The following is a 20,440-nucleotide window of genomic DNA, read 5'->3' as shown; positions in this document are numbered from 1 at the left end:
CGTCGTTACCGGCGGCGGATAGAGAAAGAGGAACGGGAATCAGCTTCCTCGTTCCTCTTTGCTCATGCCGCATCAGGCGCGGTAGTTCGGCGGCTCTTTGGTGATCTGCACGTCGTGGACGTGGCTCTCACGTTGGCCGGCGCCGCTGATCTTGACGAACTTCGGCTTGCTGCGCATGTCTTCGACGGTGCCGCAGCCCACGTAGCCCATGGTGGCGCGCAGGCCGCCCATCAGCTGGTGGATGATGCCGCCGACCGGGCCGCGATACGGCACGCGGCCTTCGATGCCTTCGGGCACCAGCTTGTCGGCGCTGGAGGCGTCCTGGAAGTAGCGGTCCTTGGACCCCTTCTCCATCGCGGCCAGCGAGCCCATGCCGCGATAGCTCTTGTAGGAGCGGCCCTGGAACAGCTCGGTCTCGCCGGGCGATTCCTCGGTACCGGCCAGCAGGCCACCGATCATGATGGTGGAGGCACCGGCGGCCAGCGCCTTGCCGATGTCGCCCGAGTAGCGGATGCCACCGTCGGCGATCAGCGGGATGCGGTCCTGCAGCGCCTCGGCGACCAGGTCGATCGCGGTGATCTGCGGCACGCCGACACCGGCGACGACGCGCGTGGTGCAGATCGAGCCCGGGCCGATGCCGACCTTGACCGCGTCCGCGCCGCTGTCCAGCAGCGCCAGGGCGGCTTCACCGGTGCAGATGTTGCCACCGACGACCTGCACCTGCGGGAAGTGCTTCTTGACCCAGCTGACGCGGTCCAGCACGCCCTGCGAGTGGCCGTGCGCGGTGTCCACCACCAGCACGTCCACCCCGGCGGCAACCAGCGCCTCGACCCGGCGGTCGGTGTCACCACCAACGCCGACGGCCGCGCCGACCAGCAGGCGGGTGGCGGTGTCCTTGGCGGCGTTCGGGTAGTCGGTGTTCTTCTGGATGTCCTTGACGGTGATCAGGCCGCGCAGGGCGAACTCATCGTTGACCACCAGGATCTTCTCGATGCGGTTGCGGTGCAGCAGCTGCAGCACTTCATCCGAGGCCGCGCCTTCCTTGACCGTGATCAGGCGATCCTTCTTGGTCATGATGTGGCGGACCGGATCGTCCAGCTCGGTCTCGAAGCGCATGTCACGGTGGGTGACGATGCCGACCAGCTGGCCGCCGCCGTCCACCACCGGCACGCCGGAGATGTTGCGCGCCTGGGTCAGGGCCAGCACGTCGCGGATGGTGGTTTCCGGGCCGACGGTGATCGGGTCGCGGATGACGCCGGCCTCGAACTTCTTGACCTTGGCCACTTCGGCAGCCTGCTGCTCGACGCTCAGATTCTTGTGGATGATGCCCATGCCGCCGAGCTGGGCCATGGCGATGGCCAGGCGGGCTTCGGTGACGGTATCCATGGCAGCCGAGAGGATCGGAAGCTTCAGCCGCAGGTCGCGCGTCAGGCGCGTTTCCAGACTGACATCCTTGGGCAGGATGATGGAATGAGCGGGGACGAGGGAGACGTCGTCGTAGGTGAGAGCTTCAGCCTGGATGCGCAGCATCGGCATACCCGAGATGTGGGGAAGCGCGACATTTTACCCTGATTCGGGCGTCTTTGGCAGGGGTCGGATGCGACGCTGTGTCGCGTGGGCAAAGACCGGTTCAGGACGGTGGCAGGCAGCCGAGAATGCCGCCAAAGCCCACCCGCGGTAGTGCCGGCCGCTGGCCGGCTCCCATGTAGCCCCGCCGTACGCCATGAGGTTGCCGGCCAGCGGCCGGCACTACAGGGCAGCTTTACGGGCTGCCGATCAGCGATCGACACTACCCGGGTCAAAACGCCTCGGCTGCCTCGATCGTGTTCTGCATCAGGGTGGCCACGGTCATCGGCCCTACCCCGCCCGGGACCGGGGTGATCCAGCTGGCGCGCTGGGCGGCGGCCTCGAAGCCGACATCGCCGACCAGGCGGCCGTCATCCAGGCGGTTGATGCCCACGTCGATCACCACGGCGCCCGGCTTGACCCATTCACCGGGGACGATGCCCGGGCGCCCGACGGCGACCACCAGGATGTCGGCGTTGCGCACCGACTGCTCCAGCACGTCCTTGGGGGTGAACTTGTGGCAGCTGGTCACGGTGCAGCCGGCGATCAGCAGCTCCAACCCCATCGGGCGGCCGACGTGGTTGCTGACGCCGACGATGGTGGCGTTGCGACCGCGCACCGGCTGGTCGGTGTGACCCAGCAGGGTCACGATGCCGCGCGGTGTGCACGGGCGCAGACCGAACTCACGCAGGGCCAGATGGCCGACGTTTTCCGGGTGGAAGCCGTCCACGTCCTTGCGCGGGTCGATGCGGTGGATCAGGCGATTGGCATCCGGAATGCCCGGGAGCGGCAACTGGACCAGGATGCCGTGAATCTTCGGATCGGCGTTGAGCTGATCGATCAGGGTCAGCAGCTCGGCCTCGGTGGTGCCGGCCGGGAGATCGTAATCAAAGGCTTCGATACCCACTTTCTCGGCCGCGCGGCGCTTGTTACGCACGTACACGGTCGAGGCCGGGTCGCCACCGACCAGCACCACGGCCAGGCCCGGACGGCTGCCACCGGCAGCCAGGCGGGCATCGACCCGGACCTTGAGGCTGTCCAGCAGGTCTTCGGCGATGCGGCGGCCGTCGAGAATGCGGGCGGAAGAAGCGGTGTCGGAAGTCGGTGAGCTCATCGAGGGCAGCAGGCGTGGGGGCGACGGTTGTCTATTGTCCCCGATTCAGCCGGCGGCGGACACCGGTAGTGCCGGCCGCTGGCCGGCACGTGGGATGGACCCACCTGGGTGCCGGCCAGCGGCCGGCACTACCAGCCTCATTCTTCTTCCGGCACCTCATCCGCGTTGAGCGTGCGCGCTTTGCGCTTGGGCGCAGTGAACGGGGTCGGCGTGGGCACGCCCGGCAGCGCGCTGCCGAACACCATGTGCGCACCGGCGCGCAGGTCTCCGCCTGCCATCTCCAGCTCGAAGCGTTCGGCGTCGCGTTCGCGGATCTGCTCGGCGATCTCCCGCGCATCATCCGGATCGGCACCCAGCTCCATCAGCGCCGCCTGGCCGAACTGCAGTGCGGATTCGAAGGTTTCTCGAATCTGGAAATCGACGCCGGCATGGATCAGGCGCAACGAATGCTCGCGGTCGAACGACCGCACCAGCAGCTTGGCCTGCGGGAACTGGTGGGTGACCAGCTCCACGATGCGATCGGCATCCTGGTCGCTGTTGACGCACACCGCGATCGCACGGGCGGTCGCTGCGCCGGAGGCATGCAGTACATCCAGCCGGGTACCGTCGCCGTAGTAGATCTTGAACCCGAAGCGCTCGGCGTTGTGGATCATGTCCACGTCGTTGTCGATGATGGTCACATCCACATCGCGCGCCAGCAGCGACTGACTCGCCACCTGGCCGAAGCGACCAAAGCCGATCAGCAGCACGCTGCCGGACAAACCGTCGGCTTCTTCGACGCCATCGAGCGAGACTTCGCGGTCCGGCATCAGCTTGTCGTGCAGCAGCACGAACAGCGGCGTCAGCGCCATCGAAAGCACCACGATCGCGGTGAGGTTGGCGTTGACCTGCACATCGATCACGCCGGCCACCGCCGCAGCGGAGAACAGCACGAAGGCGAACTCGCCGCCCTGCGCCATCACCACACCGCGGTCCAGCGCCTGGCGATGATCACTGCCGAGGAGGCGCGCGACCACGTAGATGCAGACCGCCTTGGCCAGCATCAGCGCGAACACGCCGGAGACGATCAGCGGCCAGTTGTTGGCGACGACGGTGAGGTCCAGCGCCATGCCGACGCTGAGGAAGAACAGGCCGAGCAGGATGCCGCGGAACGGCTCGATGTCCGCTTCGATCTGGTGGCGGAAGGTGGATTCGCTGAGCAGCACGCCCGCCAGGAACGCGCCCATCGCCATCGACAATCCGCCCAGCTGCATCAGCAGCGCGGCGCCGAGCACGACCAGCAGCGCGGCGGCCGTCATCACTTCGCGCGCCTTGGCGGCGGCGAGGACGCGGAACAGCGGATTGAGCAGGAAGCGGCCGACCAGCACCAGCCCGACGATCGCACCGGCGGCGATGCCGACGGTGACCCAGCGCGACGTCTCGCCGGCATCGCTGTGCACCGGCGCCATGAACGCCACCACCGCCAGCAGCGGCACGATCAGCAGATCTTCGAACAGCAGGATCGAGACGATCTTCTGGCCGGTCGGCAGCGCGATGTCGCCGCGCTCGGCGAGCAGTTGCATCACCACAGCGGTGGAGGTCAGCACGAACCCGGCGGCGCCGATGAAGGCTACCGGCAGCGGGAAGCCGAGCAGCATGCACACGCCGGTCAGCACCGTGCCGCAGACCACGATCTGCAGCGTGCCCAGACCGAAGATCTCGTTGCGCAGGCTCCACAGATGCGAGGGCCGCATCTCCAGGCCGATCACGAACAGGAACATCACCACGCCAAGCTCGGCGGTATGCAGGATGGCCTGTGGATCGGAGAACCAGCCGAACCCGAACGGGCCGATGGCCAGGCCCGCGGCGAAATAGCCCAGCACCGAGCCCAACCCGAGCCGGCGGAACAGCGGCACCATGACCACTGCCGCACCCAGCAGGGCGACCACTTTCACCAGTTCACTGGCACCTGCTTCCACCGCCATGCGGTTGTTTCCCCGGACTACAAAAGATGCGTCAACGATAGGGCAAAGCGTTGAAAGGCAGTAGCGCGGATGATGCGTTTTATCGTGCTGAATTCAGAACGATATTGAGCCCGGATGCCAGATCGTCCTGAAATAGCAGCCGATCCCGGCGGTAGAGCCACGCCATGCGTGGCTGCCCTCACCCGGCCCCCCTCGCGTACGGCATCCACGCATGGCGTGGATCTACGCCCAACCTCTCAGGCACTGCAGAACGCGGCGTAATCGATGTATCCCGGGAACTCGCGCCCGGGGGCACAGAGCGGGCAGGCCGGATCCGGACGCAGCCGCGTCTCGCGGAAGCGCATGCCCAGCGCATCGAAGGTCAGCAGGCGGCCGACCAGCGGCTCGCCGATGCCGAGCAGGAGCTTGAGCACTTCGGTGGCCTGCAGCAGGCCGACCATGCCGGGCAGCACGCCGAGCACCCCCGCCTCCGAGCAGTTGGGCGCGAACTCGGGCGGCGGCGGCTCGGGGAACAGGCAGCGGTAGCACGGCGCGGTGCCACGCTGGCGACCGGCATCGAACACGCTGACCTGGCCGGTAAAGCGCTCCACCGCGCCATATACCAGCGGAATGCCATGCTGGAGGCAGGCATCGTTGAGCAGGTAACGCAGCGGGAAGTTGTCCGAGCCATCCAGCACCACGTCGACACCCTCGAGCAGCGCATCGATGTTGTCCGAGGTGACCCGTGCCTGCACGGCCTCCACATCCAGCGAGGGATTGAGTGCGAGCAGGCGGGCGCGGGCGGAGAGCACCTTGGGCTCGCCGACGCTGGCGTCGGTGTGGATGATCTGCCGATGCAGATTGCTGCGGTCGACCACATCGTCATCGGCGATACGCAGGTGCCCTACCCCGGCCGCGGCCAGGTAGAAGCTGGCCGGTGCGCCCAGACCACCAGCGCCGAGCACCAGCACGCGTGAGGCGAGCAGCGTCTTCTGGCCTTCGACACCGACCTGCGGCAAAAGCAGGTGGCGCGAGTAACGCTCGTTGAAGTCACGCTCGGCGTCGCTCTGCATCGGCTGCACCAGCGCCAGGCCGTCAGCGCGCCACGCGGTGGTGCCGCCGCTCACGGAAGCAATATTCGTGTAGCCCAGGTCAGACAGGAACACCGCGGCCCCCATCGAACGCCTGCCGCTCTGGCAGATCAGGACGACCTCGCGGTCGGCTACCGGCAGGTGCGTGCCGGGTTCGGCCTGGAGATCGCCCCTGGCAATGCCGAGGGCGCCTTCAGCCATACCGGTGGCACGTTCGTGTGCCTCACGGACGTCGATCAGCAGCGCGCCATGGGCGAGGCGCTCGCGGGCCTGCGCCGGAGTGAGTTCGGAAATGCTCATGCGGAGGATTATCGCGCACGGGGGCGTCGGTCGTCGGTTTGAACGGGGTTGCCGGCCAGCGGCCGGCACTACGGCTGCGTGCGGCCACTGGCCGGCAGCGCCAATGAAAAGAGCCGGCTTGCGCCGGCTCTTCTTTGGATCATTTGCCCTTGACGTGCTTGATCAAGCGGCGCTTGCGCTTGAGCTGACGTTCGGTGAGCACGTTCTTCTTGCCTTCGTACGGGTTCACACCCTCGCGGAAGATGAACTGCACGGGCGTGCCGACCAGCTTGAAGCGCTTGCGGAAGAAGTTCTCCAGGTAGCGCTTGTACGACTCCGGCAGGTCTTTCAGACGGGTGCCGTGGACGATGAAGGTCGGCGGGTTGGAACCGCCCGGATGCACGTAACGCAGCTTGGACACGTGACCACGGATCGCCGGCGGCGGGTTGGTCTCGTAGGCCGTTTCCAGCGCCTTGTTGACTTCGCTGGTGCTGAACTCATGCGTTGCCGAGGCGTGCGCGGCGTGGATGCAGCGGAACAGCTCACGCAGGCCCGAGCCGTGCTTGGCCGAGATGCGCACCACTTCCGCCCACGGCACGAAGCCGAGCTTGCGCGACACCAGCGCTTCAGCCTGCTCGCGCTGGTAATCGGTCAGGCCATCCCACTTGTTGATCGCCACCACCAGTGCACGGCCGGCATCGAGCACCGCACCCAGCACGCTGGCGTCCTGATCGGTGACGCCTTCAGAGGCATCGAGCATCAGCACCGCAACCTGGCACTGCTCGATGGCCTGCAGGGTCTTGATGACGCTGAATTTCTCGACCACTTCCTCGACACGCGCCTTGCGACGCAGGCCGGCGGTGTCGATCAGGCGGTACTCACGCCCGTCGCGCTCCATGTCCACCGCGATCGAATCACGGGTGGTACCGGGCACTTCGGAGGCGATCATGCGCTCTTCGCCGAGCAGACGATTGACCAGCGTCGACTTGCCCACGTTGGGGCGGCCGACGAAGGCGATGCGAATGCGGTTCGGATCGGTGTCCAGGGTCTCGGTGGTGCCCTCTTCCGGCAACCGTTCCACGACCTCGTCCAGCAGATCATCCAGGCCCTGACGGTGCGCGGCCGAGACGGTCAGCATTTCGCTGAAGCCGTAACGGGCAAATTCCGAACGCACGGTGTCTTCGTTCATGCCGTCGATCTTGTTGATCAGCAGCAGGGTCGGACGGGCCAGCCTGCGCAGCCAGGACAGGATCTCGTCGTCCATCGGGCCCTCACGGGCATCGACCACGAACAGGATCAGATCCGCTTCTGCAGCGGCGGCGCGGGCCTGGCGAGCGGTAGCGCCGGCCAGACCTTCTTCTTCACCGGCGATACCACCGGTATCGACCACCAGGAACGGGTGATCTTCATCAAGACGACAAACACCGTAATTACGGTCCCGGGTCACGCCGGGCTGGTCATGGACCAGCGCGTCGCGCGTACGGGTAAACGCATTGAACAGCGTGGACTTGCCGACATTCGGCCGTCCAACCAGGGCGACCAAGGGCAGCATCGCGGTAACTCCTTATTGTGCCAACCGGAATGCGGTCAGCTTTCCATCAACGTTCTGCACCAGCAGAATCCCATCAGCGACCACCGGCTGTGCCAGGAGGGCGTCGCCGCCACTCTTGGCGCGCGCCGCGAACTCACCGTTATCGGTCCGCAACCAGTGCAGATACCCCTTGTAATCACCGACCACAACGTAATCGCCGTGGATGACCGGACCGGTCAGCGAACGACGGGCCAGGCCCGTCTGCGACCACATGGCCGAACCGCTGGTCTTGTCCAGGCCGAACACGCCGCCCTTGTTGTCGGTGACGAACACATTGCTCGAGGTCAGGGCCACGCCACCGGCGCCACCATGATCACGCGCCCACAGCGGACGGCCGGTCGGGCCTTCGATCGCCATGGTCTGGTTCTTGAAACTGCTGACGTACAGCGTATTGCCTTCCAGCACCGGGGCGCCGTCGATGTCGGCCATGCGCTCCAGCTCGGTGCGGCCTTCGCCGGTGCCGACCATCTGGTCCCACAGCGTGCGGCCGTCCTGCATGGCCAGCGCGGCGATCGAGCCGTCATCGTTGCCGATGAACAGCACGCCCGGGCCGGTCACGACCGGGGCATTGCCACGCACGGTCAGCGCCGGCAGCTCACGCGGGTTGAACCAGCGCTGGGTGCCGTTCTCGACATCCAGGCCGGTCACGCGACCGTCGTTGCTGCGCACGAACACCATGCCCTGGCCGACGGCCGGGGCGGAAATCACTTCACCCGGCACCTTGGCGCGCCACTTTTCAGTGCCGTCCGCCGCGTTCAGGGCGATGACCTGACCGTCCAGCGTGCCGATGACGACCAGGCCTTCACCCACGCCCGGGCCACCGGACAAGCGCAGCTTCGGCTTCTTCTTTTCCTTGGCCGGCTCGTAGGTCCAGACCTTCTTGCCGGTCTGCAGGTCGATGGCGTGCACGCCACCGTAGATGGCGGCGGCATAGACGCGGCCATCGGCGACCACCGGGCCCTGACGGACGCCGATACGCTTTTCACCCTTGCCCACATTGGCCGACCAGATCCGGTCCACCTTGGTGGTGGCATCGAACTTGACGAGTTCGGCCGGTTCCAGCGCCTTCTTGGCCGCCGCATCTTTGCCGGCGAACCAGCCCTTCATCGTGCTGCAGCCGGTCAGGGCCATGCCCAACAGGGCAACCGTGGCAACGCGCTTGATCATGACCATCTGATTCATTACACCGACTCCGCAGGATCGGTGACGGTGCCACCGGCATCCGTCAACTTGGTTTCCAGCAGGCGCCGCTGGGGCGCTGCCACGTCCAGCGTCTTGAGCGCCTTCTCATACTGTTCGCGGGCCGCATCACGCTTGCCCTGCGCCATCAGCGCATCGCCATGGATTTCCAGGCTGGTGCTGTCGGTCGCGGTGCCGAGCTGCTTGATCGCATCCTCGGTCTTGCCGGTAGCCACCAGCAGGCGTGCAACACGCTGCTCGATGACCGGCTTGAATTCGGGGTCGGCCTTGATCGCACGCAGGGTCGCCAGCGCGTCGTCATTCTTGCCGGCATCGACCTGGGCCTTGGCCAGCTGCAGCGCAGCCAGATCGGCATAGATATTGGCCTTGCCGCTTTCCAGCTCCTTCACGCCCTTGGCAGCCTGCTCCAGGTCCTTGTCTTCCAGGCTCTTGAGCACGACCTGATACTGGACGTTGGCGCCGGCCAGGCTGTTGCTGTGCCGGGTCTGCCATTCCTTCCAGCCCCAGATGCCGCCGATCGCGATCGCGACACCGGCCAGGATGCTGACACCGTTCTTCCGCAGCCAGCCGCGGACGCGTTCACTTTGTTCGTGCTCGTCGAGCAGGTCGTCGATCGCCATGCGTACTCTCGCCCCGCCCATTAGGAGGAGCTATTTGAATTGGATTGGGGAAACGCGGCTCAGTGCGAAACTGGGGCCACGGAGCCGTCAGAGGATACCGTAAAGCGTGCCACGTTGGCTCGCTGGTACGGCGAAAGGTCGACGATAGTGCCGCCCTGCTGAACCTCGACCGCCGATGCATTGCCCAGCACCATGCGGGCCACCTGCCCCGGTGCGAAGCTGCGGGTCTCGCCCGACTTCAGCAATGCCTTCTCGACCGTCGTGCCATCCGGCGCGGTGATGTCGATCCAGCTGTCGCCATTGAACTGCAGGGTGAGACCACCGCCCACGGCCGCCGGTGCGGCGGCAGGACGCGGGACCGGCGTCAGCGACGCCAGATACGGTGCGGACGGTGCCGAAGGCTTGGCGCTTTCGGCCGTCGCTGGCGCCGGTGCGGGCGGCGTGTCGCCACCGGCCACCGGTACCGCCGCCGGGATGACATCCAGCGACGCGGTATTGGGGGTGTTGGCGGTGCCATCGAAATGGCCGCGGGTGGCAAACCAGACCGGCACGGCCAGCACGGCGGTGATACCGACATACAGCACACGGCGCCCGAGACTCTCGGCGATGCGGCGCGCGCGCGGGGTGTGCGTGTGGCTGATCAGCTGCGGCGGCACGATCGGGCCGATGTGGGACTGCTCGAGGATCTCACCGATGTCCACCTTGAGCAGGCGGGCATAGCTGCGGAGCTGGCCGCGGACGAAGACCGGCGCGCCAAGGCGCTGCCACTGCTCTTCTTCCAGCGATTTGACCACCTGAACGGGCATGTGCAGCTGCTGCCCCACCGCTTCCAGGGTCAGGCCGGCCGCTTCACGGGCCTGGCGAAGACGGGCTCCGCAACCGGCCGCAGTATCAAAAGCGTTCACAGTCTGGTCATCAATCACAGTGCTTCAACCCCGGGGATTAGGTGCCGCATCCTGCGGAAATTCATCATGAATTCGCTGCAGATAGCGACCGGATGCCACGTTGTCGCCAAGCCGCGCCTCGATTTGAGAGGCAAGTTGTAACACGGAACGTGTGGCCGGTGCAGCCGCCAGACGCCGTTGCGCAAAGGCGCGGGCCTCGAAATAGCGCCCTTGGGCGTACTCGCTGCGGGCCATCGACTCCAGTGCGTAGGCATTGACGGGATCTATCTCAAGCGCCCGGCGCAGGTCCGGCGTGGCCCGTTCGGACTGGCCCGCCTCAAGGGCGCAGCCGCCGGCATTGGCCAGCGCGGAGGCCGGCGTGGTGTACCCGGGCGCCTGCAGCGCCCGGTCGAACCAGACCAGCGACTCGGCCGGCCGGCCATGAGCACATAGCCAAGCGCCATAATTATTGAGGACATCACCCCGATCCGGGGCCAGCTCGGCGGCCTTGGCATACAGCGGGCCGGCACCGGCCTCGTTGCCACGCTGCGTGGCAATGGCCGCCAGCATCATGTATGCCTCAGGACGTCGCGCGTCGATCTTCGTGGCCGCGCGGACCCGCTTCTCGGCGGCGTCCAGTGCGCCGGCGCGCATCGACTCGCCGGCCAGGACCATCTGGTCCTGGTAGTTCACACGCTTGCGGATCTCGGGGTTGTCACGGGCCTCGTAGGTCGGCGCGACCTCGAGCGGACCTGACGGTGGTTTGACACCTTGTTTGCCACAGCCGGCCAATGCCAGCGCGAAGAAAACAACGGCTGGCAATCGGCGATCAGGCAGCGGCATTCCGGTCTTTCCCGTCCTGCAGCGTTTTGTTGAACTCGGCCTGGCGGCGTGTGCGATCCATGACCTGGCCCTTGAGCTGACCACAGGCGGCATCGATATCGTCGCCGCGGGTACGCCGCACCATCGTCAGCACCTTCGCATCGAGCAGGATCTTCTGGAAGGCGCGGATCTCCGTTTCGCCGGAGCGCTCATAGCGCGTGCCGGGGAACGGGTTGAACGGAATCAGGTTGACCTTGCCCGAGTTCGAGGCCTGCACGGCGTTGTCGAACTGGCGCATCAGCCGCGCCAGCTGGCGGGCGTGCTCGGGCTGGTCGTTGATCCCCTTCATCAGGGTGTATTCGAAGGTCACCGATTCGCGGCGCTTGTTGGCGCGCAGGTAGCGTGCGCACGAGGCCATCAGCTCGACGATCGGGTACTTCTTGTTGAGCGGGACCAGGGTCTCGCGCAGTGCATCGTTGGGCGCATGCAGCGACACCGCCAACGACACGTCGCTCTCGGTGGAGAGGCGGTCGATCTGCGGCACCAGGCCGGAGGTGGACAGCGTCACGCGCTTGTTGGCCAGGCCGTAGCCCAGATCGTCGCGCATCACGCTCATGGCGCGCACGACGTTGTCGAAATTCATCAACGGCTCGCCCATGCCCATCATCACCACGTTGGTGAGACGACGCTGCTTGTGCGGGATGTTGCCCAGATGGCGCGCCGCGACCCACACCTGGCCGATGATCTCGGCGGTGGACAGGTTGCGGTTGAAGCCCTGGGTGGCGGTCGAACAGAACGTGCAGTTCAGCGCGCAGCCGACCTGCGAGGACACGCACAGCGTGCCGCGGTTCTTGTCCGGGATGTAGACCGCTTCGATGGCGTTCTTGCCATCGGTCCCCATCGCCAGCAGCCACTTGTGGGTGCCGTCGGTGGAGGGTTTGTCGAACACGATGTTCGGGACCAGCACCTCGGCATGCTGCTTGAGCTTGGCGCGCAGCGCCTTGCCGAGGTCGGTCATGTCATCGAAATCGGTGACGTAGTGATGGTGGATCCACTTCATCACCTGATGGGCACGGTAGCGCGCTTCGCCGAGTGTCTCGGCGAAGAAGCGCTCCAGACCCTCGCGATCGAGGTCGAGCAGGTTCTGCTTGGCCACAACCGGGCTCGACACGAGCACGGATGGGATGGCGGTTGGCTGTACGACCTCGTTCACGGCATCACTCTCAGCGCGAGACGACTTCAGTCGCGGCGAAGAAGTAGGCGATTTCGATCGCGGCATTCTCAACCGAGTCCGAGCCGTGGGCGGCATTGGCATCGATGGATTCAGCGAAGTCGGCGCGGATGGTGCCTGCGGCGGCTTCCTTCGGGTTGGTGGCGCCCAGCAGGTCGCGGTGGGCCAGCACGGCGTTCTCGCCTTCCAGGGCCTGGATCATCACCGGGCCGGAGATCATGAACTCGACCAGCGCGTTGAAGAACGGACGCTCGCGGTGCACGGCGTAGAAGCCTTCGGCTTCGCGACGCGACAGCTGCTTGTACTTGGCGGCGACGACCTTCAGGCCGGCCTTTTCAAAGCGGGCGTAGATTTCACCGATGACGTTCTTGGCGACGGCGTCCGGCTTGATGATGGAAAGGGTGCGCTCCAGCGCCATGGGAATACTCCGTTGGGCGGGCCACTTGATCGGCCCGAGGTTAACATGAAAAAAACCCGCGTCAAAACGCGGGCTTAGCCTGATATACGTGCGCCAATTCTAGCGTGTAACCCCGCCGTACGGTAGTGCCGGCCGCTGGCCGGCAACGCCCTGTGGGCCGCGGGTGATCGGCCTGTTCAGGCAATGGCGTGGTGGCCGGCCAGCGGCCGGCACTACCGGGACGGCGGATGAACGAACCCCCATTTCTGCTGCGCCGCACAATGCGGTGGCGCAGCCGCAGGTCTAATATCAAACAATCGTTTGATTGAACTGCCCTGCCCCATGGCCAAACCTGCCCACTTCTCCACCAAGGACCGCATCCTCGGCGCTGCCGAGGAACTGTTCGCCCTGCACGGGTTCGCGGGCACCTCGCTGCGCCAGGTCACCAGCCAGGCCGATGTGAACATCGCCGCGGTCAATTACCACTTCGGCTCCAAGGAGAACCTGGTCAACGAGGTCTTCCGCCGCCGGATGGATGAAATGACCTCGGCCCGCCTCGCCCAGCTGGAGGCCGCCCGCCGCGAGCATCCCGGTGAACTGCGCCCGGTGCTGGCCGCCTTCGTCGAACCGGCCCTGGCGATGGCCCAGGACCGCCAGACCGGCGGCGCGTTCGTGCGGGTCATTGCCCGCGCCTACGCCGAAAAGAACGACAACCTGCGCAAGTTCCTTTCCGACCATTACGGCCACGTCCTGCGCGACTTCGGCAAGGCGATCTCCGCCTGCGTGCCGGGGCTGAGCAAGGAAGAGCTGTACTGGCGCCTGGATTTCCTCGCCGGCTCGCTGACCTACGCGATGGCCGACTTCGGCCTGATCAAGCGACCCGCCGGTGTCACCGAAGCGGCGCATCGTGCCCATGCCGCCCAGGAACTGATTCATTTCGCCGAAGCCGGATTCCGCGCCAGCGCGGCCTCGAGCGCTTCGACGACCTCCCTTTCCACCCCGTAGAGCCGGGCGCTGACCGGCTTCCAGACAACAAAGGCTTATCGACATGTCCAATTCCCTGCTAGTCCGCCGTGCCGCCGTGCTGGGTGCCGGCGTCATGGGTGCCCAGATCGCTGCCCACCTGACCAACGCCGGCGTCGACACGGTGCTGTTCGACCTGCCCGCCAAGGAAGGTCCGGCCGATGGCATCGTGCTCAAAGCCATCGCCAACCTGGGCAAGCTCAGCCCTGCCCCGCTCGCCAGCAAGTCCTACGCCGAGGCGATCACGCCGGCCAACTATGAGACCGGCCTGGAGCAGTTGAAGGACTGCGACCTGATCATCGAAGCCATCGCCGAACGAATGGACTGGAAGCAGGACCTGTACAAGAAGATCGCCCCGTTCGTGGCCGATCACGCCGTGCTGGCCTCCAATACCTCGGGCCTGGGCATCAACAAGCTCGCCGACGTGCTGCCGGAGCAGCTGCGCCACCGCTTCTGCGGCGTGCACTTCTTCAATCCGCCGCGCTACATGCACCTGGCCGAGCTGATCCCGGCCACCACCACCGATGCCGCCGTGCTGGAAGGCCTGGAAGCGTTCCTGGTCACCACGCTTGGCAAGGGCGTGGTGTACGCCAAGGACACCCCGAACTTCATCGGCAACCGCATCGGCGTGTTCTCGATCCTGTCCACCATCCACCACACGCAGGCCTTCGGCCTGGGCTTCGATGAAGTCGACGGCCTGACCGGCCCGCTGGTCGGCCGCCCGAAGTCGGCGACCTACCGCACCTCCGACGTGGTCGGCCTGGACACCATGGCGCACGTGATCAAGACGATGGGCGACACCCTGCCCAACGATCCGTGGCATGAATTCTTCACCTCGCCGACGTGGCTGGACGCGCTGATTTCCAAGGGCGCGCTGGGCCAGAAGACCGGTGCCGGCATCTTCCGCAAGGTCGGCAAGGACATCATGGTGCTGGACCTGGACAAGCAGGATTACCGCCCTGCCGACCGCGCCGCCGCGCCGGAAGTGGTCGAGATCCTCAAGATCAAGAACCCGGCCGAGAAGTTCGCCAAGCTGCGCGAGAGCCAGCACCCGCAGGCGCAGTTCCTGTGGGCCACCTTCCGCGATCTGTTCCATTACAGCGCCTACCACCTGGCCGACATCGCCGAGACCGCGCGCGACGTGGATCTGGCCATCCGCTGGGGGTACGGCTGGTCGCTGGGCCCGTTCGAAACCTGGCAGGCTGCCGGCTGGAAGCAGGTCGCCCAGTGGATCGCCGATGACATCGTCGCCGGCAAGAGCATGAGCAATGCCCCGCTGCCGGACTGGGTGTTTGATGGCCGCGACGGCGTGCACGCCGCCGAAGGCAGCTACAGCCCGTCGCGCAACGCCAAGCTGCCGCGTTCGGCGCTGCCGGTGTACCAGCGCCAGCGCTTCCCGGATCCGCTGCTGGGCGAGACCTTCAGCCCGGGCGAAACGGTGTTCGAGAGCGACGGCGTGCGCATGTGGCACGACGGCGACGGCATCGCGGTGGTCAGCTTCAAGACCAAGATGAACACCGTGTCCGACCACGTGCTCAACGGCCTGCAGGAAGCGATCAAGCGCGCCGAGCAGGACTACAAGGGCCTGGTGATCTGGCAGCAGAAGGAGCCCTTCTCCGCCGGTGCCGATCTGGCCGGCGCGCTCGGCCTGCTGCAGGCCGGCAAGGTCGACCAGTTCGAAGAGATGGTGCACAACTTCCAGCGCACCAGCCAGGCGATCAAGTATTCGCTGGTGCCGGTGGTGACCGCCGTGCGCGGCCTGGCCCTGGGGGGCGGCTGTGAGTTCCAGATGCACAGCGCCAAGAGCGTGGCCGCGCTGGAAAGCTACATCGGTCTGGTCGAAGCCGGCGTCGGTCTGCTGCCGGCCGGCGGTGGCCTGAAGGAACTGGCCGTGCGCGCCTCGCAGGCCGCAGGCCCCGGCGGTGACGTGTTCGCCGAGCTCAAGAAGACCTTCGAAACCGTCGCGATGGCCAAGGTCTCCAACTCCGCGGTCAACGCCAAGGAACTGGGCCTGATGCGCGCGACCGACAAGGTCGTGTTCAACAGCTTCGAGACGCTGCACATCGCCAAGGCCGAAGTGCTGGCGCTGGCCGAAGGCGGCTACCGTCCGCCGATGCCGGCCCGCCGCATCCAGGTCGCCGGTGACGTCGGCATCGCCACGTTCAAGATGATGCTGGTCAACATGCTGGAAGGCCGCTTCATCAGCCCGTACGACTACGAGATCGCCGTGCGCATCGCCACCGTGCTGTGCGGCGGCGAAGTGGATCGCGGCACGCTGGTGGACGAAGAGTGGCTGCTGACGCTGGAGCGCAAGCACTTCGTCGAACTGGCCCAGCAGGAAAAGACCCAGGCCCGCATCGCGCACATGCTCAAGACCGGCAAGCCGCTGCGTAACTGACCCTTTTAGAGAGATCACTGCAATGACCAAGCAAATCCAGGACGCCTACATCGTCGCCGCCACCCGCACCCCGGTGGGCAAGGCGCCCAAGGGCGTGTTCCGCAATACCCGTCCCGACGACATGCTGGCCCATGTGCTCCGCTCCGTGGTCGCACAGGCGCCGGGCATCGACCTCAACCGCATCGATGACGCGATCATCGGCTGCGCGATGCCGGAAGCCGAGCAGGGCATGAACGTGGCGCGCATCGGCGTGCTGCTGGCCGGCCTGCCGGACACCATCGCCGCGCAGACCGTCAATCGCTTCTGCTCCTCCGGCCTGCAGGCCGTGGCCATGGCCGCCGACCAGATCCGTCTGGGCAATTCGGACCTGATGCTGGCCGGTGGTACCGAGTCGATGTCGATGGTGCCGATGATGGGCAACAAGATCGCGATGGCGCCGAGTGTGTTCGACAACGACCACGTCGCCATTGCCTACGGCATGGGCATCACCGCCGAGAAGGTCGCCGAAGAATGGAAGGTCTCGCGTGAGGAGCAGGACGCCTTTGCGCTGGCCTCGCACCAGAAGGCCATCGCCGCGATCCAGAACGGCGAGTTCAAGGACGAGATCAGCCCGTACGACGTGCGTACCCGCCAGCCGGACCTGGCCGACGGCCGACGCATCATCACCCGCGACAAGATCGTGGATACCGACGAAGGCCCGCGCCTGGATTCGTCCGCTGAAGGCCTGGCCAAGCTCCGCCCGGTGTTCCGCAATGGTCAGTTCGGTGGCACGGTTACTGCCGGCAATTCCTCGCAGATGAGCGATGGTGCCGGTGCGGTGCTGCTGGCCTCCGAGCAGGCGATCAAGGATTACGGCCTGACCCCGCTGGCCCGCTTCGTCAGCTTCTCGGTCGCCGGTGTGCGCCCGGAAGTGATGGGCATCGGCCCGATCGCTGCGATCCCGAAGGCACTCAAGCAGGCCGGCCTGACCCAAGACCAGCTGGACTGGATCGAGCTCAACGAGGCCTTTGCCGCGCAGTCGCTGGCCGTCATCCGCGATTGCGGCCTGGACCCGTCCAAGGTCAACCCGCTGGGCGGCGCGATCGCCTTGGGCCATCCGCTGGGCGCGACCGGCGCGATCCGCACCGCCACCCTGCTGCACGGCCTGCGCCGCCGCCAGCAGAAGTACGGCATGGTGACCATGTGCATCGGCACCGGCATGGGCGCGGCGGGTATCTTCGAATCGCTGTAAGCCACTGATCGGTGCCGGCCCTCGGGTCGGCACCGATGCAGCGGGTATCACCGGTGCAACCGGTGGCACCAATGCAACACGTAGGCACGGACCGTTGGTCGGTGCACGGCGGGAAACGAAAAGGGCAGCCTCACGGCTGCCCTTTTCTGTTCTGTCGGGAGCCGGCCAGCGGCCGGCACTCCCCTCGCTGCTTGAGGAGCCGGCCAGCGGCCGGCACTACCACCGCTGCATCGCGCGGCGGCCGCCCGGCCTCAGCCTTCGGCCAGCATCTTCCGCAGCACTTCGCGTGCCGGACCCGCCAGCTTCTCGTTGTCGAGCGCGAAGCGGATCGTGGCTTCGACCAGACCCAGATGGGTACCGCAGTCGAAACGACGTCCTTCGAAGCGGAACGCGTCCACGCGCTCGCTCTTGAGCAGCTCGGCGATCGCATCGGTCAGCTGGATCTCGCCGCCTGCACCGGTGCCGGTCGCTTCGAGCAGCTCGAAGATCTTCGGGCTGAGCACATAGCGACCAACCACCGCCAGATCGCTCGGGGCGTCTTCCGGCTTGGGCTTCTCGACGATGGCGCTGATCTTGCCCTGGCGGCCGTCGAAAGCCTCGGTGGCCACGATGCCGTAGCTGCCGGTCTTGTCATGCGGCACATCTTCGACCGCGATGATGCTGGCGCCGGTGGCTTCGTTGGCGTCGGCCATCTGCTTCAAGGCACCGTTGCCACGGTTCCAGATCAGATCGTCCGGCAGCAGCACGGCGAACGGCTCGTCACCGACAATGGCTTTGGCGCACAGCACCGCATGGCCCAGGCCCAGTGCCTCGGCCTGCGTCACGAACACCGCGCGAACGCCATTGGGCAGGACGTGGCGAACCAGCTCAAGCTGTTCCGTCTTGCCGGCGCGCTCGAGCTTCTGCTCCAGCTCGTAGGCCTTGTCGAAGTAATCGGCAACGGCATGCTTGTAGCGGTTGGTGATGAAGATCAGGGTGTCGCAGCCCGCTTCGATCGCCTCATCAACGGCGTACTGGATCAGCGGCCGATCAATGATCGGCAGCATTTCCTTCGGAACGGTCTTGGTGGCGGGAAGGAATCGCGTTCCCAACCCTGCGACAGGAAATACCGCCTTGCGAATACGCTTGCTCATCAGAACCTGTTGGCCTCACGCGCCGGAAAGGCGAGAACTTTAGCAGAGCTGACGTGATCGTCCTGTTGCAGCGGAGAGAACTCCGGCATGGTCGAGAACAGGATGCTGTTGATCGCATCGGTGTCGTAGGTGGCGATCGCCTCACGCAGTTTCGGCACATTGGCCAGCACCTGCTCGCGGGCGAAGGTACGCACGCCGGCTTCCAGAATCTTGGGATGCGCGGTCGGGCGATAGTCCTCGTCCGAATAGAACAGCGTCTCGTGCAGCTTCTCGCCCGGGCGCAGGCCCGTATAGACGATCGCGATGTCCTTGTACGGCTGCTTGCCGGCCAGGCGGATCATCTGCTCGGCCAACACGCGGATCGGCACCGGCTCGCCCATGTCCAGCGTGTAGATGGCACCGTGCGAGGCCGAGGCGGCCGCCTGCAGGATCAACTGGCAGGCCTCGGGGATCGTCATGAAGTAACGGGTCACTTCCGGGTCGGTCACGGTGACCGGGCCACCCTTGAGGATCTGCTCGCGGAACACCGGCACGACGCTGCCAGCCGAGGCCAGCACGTTGCCGAAGCGCACGGTCACGAAACGGGTGTGGCTGGTCTTCTGGTCCAGGCTCTGGCAGATCATCTCCGCGTAGCGCTTGCTGGCGCCCAGTGCATTGACCGGATCGACCGCCTTGTCGGTGGAGATGAAGACGAAGTGCTCGATCTTCGCCTCGACACAGGCGCGGGCGACAGTCTCGGTGGAGAGGATGTTGTTGCGCACCGCTTCACGCAGCTGGCGCTCCAGCACCGGCACCTGCTTGTAGGCGGCGGCATGGAAGACCGAGTCCACGCGCGACAGCGACAGCGCATGACGGATCACCGCAGGGTCGCCGCAGTCGCCGAGCACAGCTTCCACTTCCAGATCCGGGAAGCTGCGCTGCAGTTCGGCCTCGATGGTCAGCAGCAGCAGTTCGCTCATTTCGACCAGCACGATGCGCCCTGCCCCATGACGGGCACACTGGCGGCACAGTTCCGAACCGATCGAACCGCCGGCGCCAGTGACGAGCACGGTACGCCCGCCCAGCCAACCGCGGATCAGCGCCCAGTCCGGCAGGATCGGCTTGCGACCGAGCAGATCTTCGATCGCCACCTCTTTGAGTTCGCCCGGGAGCGAATGGCCGAGCAGGATGTCGTTGAGCTTGGGCACCATGCGGAACGGCACGCCGGTGCTTTCGCAGATGGCCACCACCCGCTGCATGCCGACGGCATCCAGCGACGGAATGGCAATCACCAGAAGTTTGGCGGCGGTCTCACGGACCACGGCGGGCGCATCTTCCAGCGTGCCGAGAATCGGCAGCCCCTGCAGCTTGGCGCCCTGCAGGTGCGGGGCGTCGTCAAGCAGGCCCACCGGCTCGAAGTCACCGGAGCGGCGCAGATCGCGGACCAGGGCTTCGGCCGCCTGGCCGGCACCGAGGATCAGCACGCGGCGGGCGGTCACGTCCGATTGCAGTGCCTGGTAGTCCTTCCACGCGCGGTACAGCAGGCGCGGCGCGCCCAGCAGCGCCGACAGCGCGAACGGGTAGATGACCAGCACCGACATCGGCACGCCTTCGAAGCGCTTGTACGCCAAGGCCACCACGATGGCGAGCAGGCCGATGAAACTGGCTTTGAAGATGTTGAGCAGATCGGCGACGCTGGCAAAACGCCAGAGGCCGCGATACAGGCCGACCCGCCAGAACACCACGGCCTGGATGACCAGGACCAGCGAGGTATCGATGTTCCAGAGCGGCAACGCCGGCGCATCGGCCAGCATCGAGTAGCGTCCGGCGTGCAGGAGCTGCCAGCACGCCCAGACCATGAACAGGTCGTGGGCGACGATGGCCGCTCGCGGCATCAAGCCGGTGATTCGGTCCTGCCAAGGCGTCATAAACAGCGTA

The 20,440-nt window shown here is 66.0% G+C and carries 16 protein-coding genes; 3 read left to right on the top strand and 13 right to left on the bottom strand.

Annotated elements, in window-relative coordinates; all coding sequences use genetic code 11:
• Positions 1-72: 72 nt before the first annotated feature.
• The 11 genes from guaB to ndk form a co-directional block, all read right to left on the bottom strand.
• The gene (gene guaB, locus K4043_RS00390; RefSeq protein ID WP_123729717.1) at positions 73-1,530 is read right to left on the bottom strand and encodes an IMP dehydrogenase; all 1,458 of its coding nucleotides are present in this window, start codon (positions 1,528-1,530) and stop codon (positions 73-75) included.
• Between the two features lie 268 nt (positions 1,531-1,798).
• Complete coding sequence (gene folD, locus K4043_RS00385; RefSeq protein WP_152150574.1) at positions 1,799-2,680, bottom strand: bifunctional methylenetetrahydrofolate dehydrogenase/methenyltetrahydrofolate cyclohydrolase FolD; 882 nt, start codon at positions 2,678-2,680, stop codon at positions 1,799-1,801.
• A gap of 137 nt (positions 2,681-2,817) precedes the next feature.
• Positions 2,818-4,644 carry a monovalent cation:proton antiporter-2 (CPA2) family protein gene (locus K4043_RS00380; RefSeq protein WP_265307791.1) on the bottom strand — a complete coding sequence of 609 codons (1,827 nt, stop codon included), beginning with the start codon at positions 4,642-4,644 and terminating at the stop codon, positions 2,818-2,820.
• A 236-nt stretch (positions 4,645-4,880) separates the two neighbouring features.
• Positions 4,881-6,014: a molybdopterin-synthase adenylyltransferase MoeB gene (gene moeB, locus K4043_RS00375; protein WP_265307790.1), complete on the bottom strand. Its 1,134-nt coding sequence runs from the start codon at positions 6,012-6,014 to the stop codon at positions 4,881-4,883.
• A gap of 139 nt (positions 6,015-6,153) precedes the next feature.
• Positions 6,154-7,545 carry a ribosome biogenesis GTPase Der gene (gene der, locus K4043_RS00370; RefSeq protein WP_121042160.1) on the bottom strand — a complete coding sequence of 464 codons (1,392 nt, stop codon included), beginning with the start codon at positions 7,543-7,545 and terminating at the stop codon, positions 6,154-6,156.
• A gap of 12 nt (positions 7,546-7,557) precedes the next feature.
• Complete coding sequence (bamB, locus tag K4043_RS00365) at positions 7,558-8,766, bottom strand: outer membrane protein assembly factor BamB (protein ID WP_123729064.1); 1,209 nt, start codon at positions 8,764-8,766, stop codon at positions 7,558-7,560.
• Complete coding sequence (locus K4043_RS00360; protein ID WP_123729063.1) at positions 8,766-9,404, bottom strand: tetratricopeptide repeat protein; 639 nt, start codon at positions 9,402-9,404, stop codon at positions 8,766-8,768. The genes bamB and K4043_RS00360 overlap by 1 nt, the downstream gene beginning before the upstream one ends.
• A gap of 59 nt (positions 9,405-9,463) precedes the next feature.
• Positions 9,464-10,327: a RodZ domain-containing protein gene (locus K4043_RS00355; RefSeq protein ID WP_123729062.1), complete on the bottom strand. Its 864-nt coding sequence runs from the start codon at positions 10,325-10,327 to the stop codon at positions 9,464-9,466.
• Positions 10,328-10,333: 6 nt separating this feature from the next.
• Entirely contained in the window at positions 10,334-11,131 is a 798-nt protein-coding gene (gene pilW, locus K4043_RS00350; RefSeq protein ID WP_123729061.1) for a type IV pilus biogenesis/stability protein PilW, read from the bottom strand.
• Positions 11,118-12,323: a 23S rRNA (adenine(2503)-C(2))-methyltransferase RlmN gene (gene rlmN / locus K4043_RS00345; protein ID WP_123729060.1), complete on the bottom strand. Its 1,206-nt coding sequence runs from the start codon at positions 12,321-12,323 to the stop codon at positions 11,118-11,120. The genes pilW and rlmN overlap by 14 nt, the downstream gene beginning before the upstream one ends.
• Before the next feature lie 10 nt (positions 12,324-12,333).
• Entirely contained in the window at positions 12,334-12,759 is a 426-nt protein-coding gene (ndk, locus tag K4043_RS00340) for a nucleoside-diphosphate kinase (protein ID WP_008265389.1), read from the bottom strand.
• A gap of 321 nt (positions 12,760-13,080) precedes the next feature.
• Between ndk and K4043_RS00335 the strand changes: the two genes are divergently transcribed.
• From K4043_RS00335 to K4043_RS00325, 3 genes are read left to right on the top strand one after another with little or no spacing between them, the layout of a single operon-like run.
• Positions 13,081-13,743, top strand: a complete 663-nt coding sequence (locus K4043_RS00335; RefSeq protein WP_123729059.1) for a TetR family transcriptional regulator — start codon at positions 13,081-13,083, stop codon at positions 13,741-13,743.
• Between the two features lie 43 nt (positions 13,744-13,786).
• Entirely contained in the window at positions 13,787-16,159 is a 2,373-nt protein-coding gene (locus K4043_RS00330) for a 3-hydroxyacyl-CoA dehydrogenase/enoyl-CoA hydratase family protein (protein ID WP_265307789.1), read from the top strand.
• A gap of 22 nt (positions 16,160-16,181) precedes the next feature.
• Positions 16,182-17,390, top strand: coding sequence for an acetyl-CoA C-acyltransferase (locus tag K4043_RS00325; protein WP_121042146.1), 1,209 nt, complete (start codon positions 16,182-16,184; stop codon positions 17,388-17,390).
• 251 nt (positions 17,391-17,641) lie between these two features.
• Here the strand turns inward: K4043_RS00325 and galU are convergent, their stop codons facing one another.
• Positions 17,642-18,523 (bottom strand): UTP--glucose-1-phosphate uridylyltransferase GalU, encoded by an 882-nt coding sequence (gene galU / locus K4043_RS00320; protein ID WP_123729057.1) that lies wholly within the window; start codon positions 18,521-18,523, stop codon positions 17,642-17,644.
• Entirely contained in the window at positions 18,523-20,430 is a 1,908-nt protein-coding gene (locus tag K4043_RS00315) for a nucleoside-diphosphate sugar epimerase/dehydratase (RefSeq protein ID WP_184997066.1), read from the bottom strand. The genes galU and K4043_RS00315 overlap by 1 nt, the downstream gene beginning before the upstream one ends.
• Between the last annotated feature and the right edge of the window lie 10 nt (positions 20,431-20,440).

Origin of the sequence: Stenotrophomonas sp. SRS1, assembly GCF_026130205.1 — a bacterium.
Taxonomy (GTDB): Bacteria; Pseudomonadota; Gammaproteobacteria; order Xanthomonadales; family Xanthomonadaceae; genus Stenotrophomonas; species Stenotrophomonas rhizophila_B.
The sequence above is the reverse complement of the archived record's forward strand: the minus strand, read 5'-3'. Positions and strand labels throughout refer to the sequence as shown.